This is a genomic window from Bradyrhizobium sp. P2_E8, assembly GCF_056403875.1.
Genome location: NZ_JBFUES010000946.1, coordinates 1 through 2,856 on the forward strand (window position 1 = coordinate 1; position 2,856 = coordinate 2,856).

Consider the following 2,856-nt stretch of genomic DNA (forward strand, 5'->3'; position numbering starts at 1 on the left):
GGAATGTTCGATGAGCGGCGTCGACGTCTACGTGGTCTCGAAGAAAATCGGCGGGTCGGCAGAGCAGCCATCTGAGGGCACGACTAAAAAGTGATCCGGCTGCCGAAAGCTCAAGAACTGTAATTGACCCGCAGCGTACCCCAGGGTGGTGGGGAATATTCGGTCGCGCGCTGCTCCAAGAAATTGGCGCGCGCGACCGGTTCTCGGTGTCGATCATACGGTCCTAGATCTACTACTGCTCCTTCTTGAATAGATCCTGGAAGATGAGCTGACCCCAAACGCGGCCGCGTGCGTGCACCAGCGCGCCGCCCTCGTTGAGCTTCCCCAGCTTGACGGGTGCGAACCCGAGTTGCTTGGCCAAGGCCGCCACGGGCGCGATCGCGTCCTCGTCGTCGCTCGACAGGAAGACGACCCGGTGCCCGCCCTCGACGATCGGATCGGCAGCCAGTTTGGCCGCACCCAGGTGATTGAAGCCTTTCACGAGCCTGGCGCCGGCGAACGCCTTCGCGACGACGGAGGAGGAGAGAAGACCGTCCAGCTCTTCTCCAAACCCGTTGGTCGCGTCGATGATCGTCTTGCCTGTCCAGTTCGGCAGGGCCTTCGCAACCTCGCCATGCTCTCCGAACGGGACCGCCAGGATGATCGTGTCGGCCTCCAGCGCTTCCCCCTGCGATTTGGCGACGACCGTGGGTCCGATCGCCCGAGCCTGCGGCGCCAACGCCTCGGGCGGCCGGCGGCTCGCGACTGTGACCTCGATGTTCTTGCGGGCGAAGGCGTGGGCGAGGGCCTGGCCGATCTTGCCGAATCCTATAATCGCATAGCTCATCATGCGTCTCCGTTTTTCAGATGGCCGAGAAGCCGCCGTCGACGGACAGCTCCACCCCGTTCACGAAGCTCGAATCGTCCGAAGCGAGAAACAGCGCGACCGCTGCAATTTCCTCAGGACGCCCCATCGTTCCCCGCGGGATCAGGGATTCGAACATCCGCTTCGCTTCCTCGGTGAGAACCTGGTCCTGCATCGGTGTGGCGATCGGCCCCGGGCTCAACACGTTCACCCGGATCTTCCGGCCCTTCAGTTCGTTGAGCCACGTGCGTGCGAATGAGCGCAACGCCGCCTTGCTCGCCGCATACACGCCGTAACCGGGAAAACCTTTCACCGACGCAACCGACCCGGTCATGAAGATCGATCCACCATCGCTGAACAGCGGCAGGGCCTTCTGAACCGTGAACAGCGTGCCGCGCGTATTGAGGCCGAAGGCCGCATCGAAATGCTGCTCGGTAATCTCGCCGAGCGGAACGGCTTCGCCGATGCCCGCGCTTGCGTACAGGACGTCGATCCTGCCTTTTTGCCGCTTGACCGTGTCGAACAGACGGTCGAGGTCGTCGAGATTGGCCGCGTCGCCGCACACGCCGGTCACGTTCCGGCCAATCAGCCTGACGGCCTCGTCGAGCGCCTCCTGCCTCCGGCCCGTGATGAAGACATAGGCGCCTTCTTCAACGAACCGTTTGGCGCTCGCCAGCGCCATGCCGCTCGATCCACCCGTGACGACTGCAACCTTACCTTCAAGCTTTCCCATAACTTCTCCTGTCGTGGTGTCGGGAGAGCATCTGCCCCCGAGAACCTCGAGATGGGTCTGCCGGCGTCAGGCGTTGAGTGCGGAAGCGCGCACATCGGTGGTGCGAAATTGAACCGGATGGACGACTGACACCAGGCGCGATGATCAGTCCGCCGTTAGGAATYGGGCCGTGCTTGCCGGTCCGGGCTATGATAATCGCCCCGCGCCACCCACATACGAGATGCTGTTCGATGCGTCGGATACGGGCTTTGGAAGGCGCACCGCGCGGTGCGGGATTGCACCATGATCGACTGGGACGACGTTCGCTACTTTCTTGCCGTCGCGCGCGGAGGCTCGGTGCGGGCTGCCGCCGAGCGCCTCGGCGTGAACCACGCGACCGTGCTGCGACGCATCGCCCAGCTCGAGGAACGCCTCGGGGTCCACATGTTCGAAAAGCTGCCGTCGGGCTATCGCCTGACGGCTGCGGGCGAGGAGGTCCTCGAGTTCGCGGACCAGATGGAAGCGTCGTCGCACCAGCTGGAGACGCGCGTCTTCGGGCGCGACCAGAGCGTGCGCGGGCGTCTGCGGGTGACGCTGGCGCCGCCGCTTGCGACTCACCTGCTCATGCCTGATTTCGCCGATTTCGCGCGTCAGCATCCTGACATCGAGATGGACATCCTGTCGTTCGGTGAGCTGGCAAATCTGACCAACCGGGAGGCGGACGTCGCGATCCGCGTCGTCTACGACCGCAAGACCCTGCCGCTCAATCTTCACGGCCTGAAGGGACCGGAGGTGTTCGGCGGCGTCTACATGTCCCGGGACCGACTGGCCGTGTGGCGTGCCGGCGCGCCTGATCCTGTCCGGTGGATCGTCATCAGCATTCACGGAATTCCGGATTGGGCGAGCGAGGGTGAGGTTCGCACCACCGGCGTTCCGTTCAGGGTCACAGACGCCGGGGCGCAGATCGTTGCTGTCAGGCAAGGGCTCGGGATGACGACACTGCCGTGCTTTGTCGGAGACGCCGACCCCCTGCTGGTGAGGGTGCCGGGCACCGATCTGCACATGTACGGAACGCTCTGGCTTCTTACACAGGGGGAGTCACGCAAGACCAAGCGCGTGCGGCTCTTCACGGAGTTCATATCCCGCAAGCTCGCTGCGTACGCGCCGCTTCTCGCGGGGCTGTCCATATCGCGCGACTGATGTGCGGCAGGTTGCTAGATTCCGAGCAAACGCTCCCGACACCGAAGTGCCGGGAGCAGGTTCGTCACTTCGCGAGCGCTGCCTTTTCAATGACCTCAGC

General features: G+C 63.9%; 3 protein-coding genes. 1 reads left to right on the top strand and 2 read right to left on the bottom strand.

Going from position 1 to position 2,856, the window contains the following annotated elements; genetic code table 11:
• Window positions 1-232 precede the first annotated feature (232 nt).
• Together AC1D00_RS34730 and AC1D00_RS34735 are read right to left on the bottom strand one after the other, a co-directional pair.
• Complete coding sequence (locus tag AC1D00_RS34730) at window positions 233-826, bottom strand: NADPH-dependent F420 reductase (RefSeq protein WP_477013793.1); 594 nt, start codon at window positions 824-826, stop codon at window positions 233-235.
• Window positions 827-842: 16 nt separating this feature from the next.
• Complete coding sequence (locus tag AC1D00_RS34735; RefSeq protein WP_477013792.1) at window positions 843-1,577, bottom strand: SDR family NAD(P)-dependent oxidoreductase; 735 nt, start codon at window positions 1,575-1,577, stop codon at window positions 843-845.
• A 282-nt stretch (window positions 1,578-1,859) separates the two neighbouring features.
• On the opposite strand from AC1D00_RS34735, the gene AC1D00_RS34740 reads away from it, so the two are divergent.
• On the top strand, window positions 1,860-2,756 hold the full coding sequence (locus AC1D00_RS34740; RefSeq protein WP_404555621.1) for a LysR family transcriptional regulator: 897 nt from the start codon (window positions 1,860-1,862) through the stop codon (window positions 2,754-2,756).
• Window positions 2,757-2,856 lie beyond the last annotated feature (100 nt).